At 72.3% G+C, this 3,499-nt stretch carries 3 protein-coding genes; 1 reads left to right on the forward strand and 2 read right to left on the reverse strand.

The features are described from left to right. Positions 1-45: 45 nt before the first annotated feature. The gene (locus tag BKE38_RS22865; protein ID WP_076959542.1) at positions 46-1,161 is read right to left on the reverse strand and encodes a hypothetical protein; all 1,116 of its coding nucleotides are present in this window, start codon (positions 1,159-1,161) and stop codon (positions 46-48) included. A gap of 58 nt (positions 1,162-1,219) precedes the next feature. After that, entirely contained in the window at positions 1,220-2,134 is a 915-nt protein-coding gene (rsmI, locus tag BKE38_RS22870) for a 16S rRNA (cytidine(1402)-2'-O)-methyltransferase (protein WP_076959543.1), read from the reverse strand. Between the two features lie 62 nt (positions 2,135-2,196). On the opposite strand from rsmI, the gene BKE38_RS22875 reads away from it, so the two are divergent. Next, positions 2,197-3,339 (forward strand): penicillin-binding protein activator, encoded by a 1,143-nt coding sequence (locus BKE38_RS22875; protein WP_083747795.1) that lies wholly within the window; start codon positions 2,197-2,199, stop codon positions 3,337-3,339. Positions 3,340-3,499: the final 160 nt, after the last annotated feature.

Raw genomic sequence — 3,499 nt, forward strand, 5'->3', positions numbered from 1 at the left:
GAATCGCGGGGTCCGGGGGGATACGATCCCCCCGGACCCCGCGATTCACCTGAAGTTCCGCCCCTGGAACTCGCGGCTGCCCATCAGCGCATGGCGCATGGTCGCGACCGTCTTCTTCCCGACCCAGGCCTCATAGACCTGCTCGCCCTCGGGCAGCCGGTCCAGGAACAGCCGGTAGAAATTGCTCACGTCGTCGCGCGTCACCAGCCGGTCCGGATCCCAGTGCCGCGCGCCGTAGCGCTCCAGGAACCCGTCGAACTCGTGCTGCCGGAAATCCCGGAACCGCTGCTGCTGCTCCGCCAGGGCAGAGGCCACCCGCTCGGCGGTGAAACCCTCCAAAGGCAGGTCGGCAGCCCCGACCGCCTCCATCCGGTCATAGCCCATCTCGAAGAAGCGCTTCTCGCTGAAGGAGGCGCCCTTGGCCCCGATATAGCGGGCGAAGCACAGGTCGGTCATGACGCGGGCGATGCCCAGCTTCGCCGCCGCCAGCGCCTTCAGCGCATCCTGCGACGACTTGTCGATCGCCATGTCCTGCTTCGCCAGGAAGCGATAGACGCCGAGATGATTGCGGTTCGGATAGTCGGTCTGCCCGATGATCCCGTAATAGGGCTTTAGCCATTCGGCGATCCGCTTCCAGGCCGTCCGCCGCAGCCCGAAGCCCCAGTGATGGTCCAGCGGCACCATCCGCACCCGGGTCGGCTTCGGCTTCTGCCGGTGATCGCCATAGGCGGCGAAATAGCCGACCTCGGGAAAGGCCGACAGCGCCTCCCGCATGCGTTCCATCATGACCATATAGGCCGGGCCCAGCTCGAGGTCGTCCTCGAAGAAATAGGCCGTCTCCGCCTCCAGCGAGTCGAAGGCCATCCGCTCGCCGCGCTGGATATTGCCGGCGATGCCGAGATTCTCGGGGCTGGCCACCACCTGCCCCGCCGGGAAGACGCTGCGGAAGGCGGTGACGCTCTCCGCCATGGCGGCGTCGGTCGCGTAGCGCACGCCCGACCGCCGCGACACCGCCCCGTCCTGGAGGAGAAAAATGCGCCGCTCGTCGATCGCGATGCCCTCCTGCGCCTTCAGCGACAGGCAGAAGCGCCGCAGATACTCGCCGCGATCGAAGGCGAAGATGATGATCGGCGCTTCCAGGCGGCGCGGGCTCTCGGCCATCGGGCAGTCTCTCCTTGCCCGGCCAGACTCCCCCGAAGCCCAGCCCAAGGCAAGGCGCTCAGCCCTGCTCCGACTTCATCTCCAGCGCCCTTGCATAGACCTGCTTGCGCGGCAGCCCGGTCGCCGCCGCCACCAGGGCGGCGGCATCCCGCAGGCTCTCGCCCCCGGCCAGAGCGGCGCGCAGCCGGTCGTCGAGGCTGGCCTCGGCCTCAGGCACGTCCTCGCCGGGCGGGCCCACCAGCAGCACGATCTCGCCCCGCGCCTGGTGCGTGGCGTAATGCGCGGCGAGCTCTGCCAGCGTCCCGCGCCGGACCTCCTCGAAGCGCTTGGTCAGCTCGCGCGCCACGGCCGCCGGGCGCTCCGGCCCCAGCACCTCCGCCATCCCCGCCAGCGTGTCGCCCAGCCGGTGCGGCGCCTCGTAGAAAATAAGTGTCGCCGACAGCCCGGCCCGCTCCATGGCGCGGAACCGGGCCAGCTCGGCGGCGCGGGCGGCATCGCGCGGCGGCAGGAAGCCATGGAACAGATGCGGATGCGGCGGCAGCCCCGACAGCGTCAGCGCCATCACCGAGGCATTCGGCCCCGGCACCGCCGAGACGGTGATGCCCTCGGCGATGGCGGCCCGCACCAGGCGGTAGCCGGGGTCGCTCATCAGCGGCGTCCCTGCATCCGAGACCAGCGCCAGGCGTTGCCCCCCCGCCATCCGCGCGACCAGCTTCGGCGTCGCCGCATCCTCGTTGTGTTCGTGGAGCGGCAGAAGACTCACCGAAACGCCATGTCGCGCGAGCATCGGTGCGGTTACTCTGGTGTCCTCGCACAAGACCACGTCCGCCGCGCGCAGCACGGCGAGCGCCCGGGGAGCGAGGTCGCCGAGATTGCCGATCGGCGTCGCCACCAGCGTCAGGCCGGGCCCCTTGCCCGGCGGAGGGGAGGTTTCACTTGTCGTCTCGTCTGTCCCGGTTTCGTCTGGCTGCACTGAAACCCGCTCTCCCGAAGTCCCGCCGGGGCCTGGCCGGCTCCGCGCTGATCGCTGCCCTTGTGGCCCTCTCCGCCTGCGCCCCGCAAGCCTCGCGCACGGCGGGCGGCTATGCGCCGCAGCCGATGGCCGGCCAGATCGCGCCGCCGCCGCCGCCGCGCGCCAAGGTCGCGGTCCTGCTGCCGCTGACCGGGCCGCAGGCCGGCCTGGGCCAGCCGCTGCTGAACGCCGCCCAGCTGGCGCTGTTCGAGCAGGGCGACCCCTCCTTCGAATTCCTGCCCCGCGACACCGGTGGCAGCCCGGCCGGCGCGGCCTCCGCCGCCCGCACCGCCATCCAGGACGGCGCACGGGTCATCGTCGGCCCGCTGACCGCGCAGGAGACCGCGGCGGTGGCCGGCGTCGCCCGCGGCAGCGCCATCCCGGTGCTGCCCTTCACCAACGACGCCAACCAGGCCGGCACCCAGGTCTGGCCGCTGGGCATCACCCCCGTGCAACAGGTCCGCCGGCTGGTCACCGCCGGCCAGGCCCAGGGCGTGCAGCGCTTCGCCCTCGCCGCCCCGGACGGCGCGCTGGGCCGGCAGATGGCGACCGCGCTGCGCGCCGCGACGGCCGAGCTCGGCCTGCCGCAGCCGCAGGTGGAATTCTACCCCGCCGCCGCCCAGCCCTCGCTGGTCGCCAAGGACATCGCCCAGAAGCTCAGCCTGATGCCCGACGCCCCGGCCGAGCAGCGTCCGGGCATGCTGCTGCTGGCCGAGAGCGGCGTGCGCGCCCGCGACTTCGCCGGCGCCCTCACCCAGTCCGGCGTCGCCATGCCGCCGCTGCGCCTGGCCGGCCATGCGCTCTGGGGCATGGACGACGCCATGGGCCAGCAGCTGGCGCTGTCCGGCGCCTGGTTCCCGGGCTCCGACCCGGCGGCGCGCAGCCAGTTCGAAAGCCGCTACGAGGCCGCCTTCGGCGAGAAGCCGTCGCGCATCGTCGGCGTCGCCTATGACGCGGCGGCGATCGCGGCGCGCGCCATGCGCGGCCAGGGTCCCAACGGCACCGCGCAGATCCCGCTGGGCGAGACGGTGCTCGGCGCCGACGGCCAGCTGCGGCTGAACCCCGGCGGCATGGTGCAGCGGGGCCTGGCCGTCTACGCCATCGCCCCCGGCAACCAGCCGGGCGTCGTCGCCGGGGCCGAGCTGCCCGGCAGCGTCGGCTTCTGACGCCGCTGCCGCGCCCGGCGGATCCCGCCGGGCGCGGCTTTTCTTCGTTTTGTCGGTTGAATCTGTCCCGCGGCGGCGGAACGCTGCACATCGTGCAACCGTCGTGATCAGTTTCGGGAAAATCCTCGCGTGACAGACCAGGACCCCGTGTCCCCCGGCC

The organism is Teichococcus deserti, assembly GCF_001982615.1.
Lineage (GTDB): Bacteria > Pseudomonadota > Alphaproteobacteria > Acetobacterales > Acetobacteraceae > Pseudoroseomonas > Pseudoroseomonas deserti.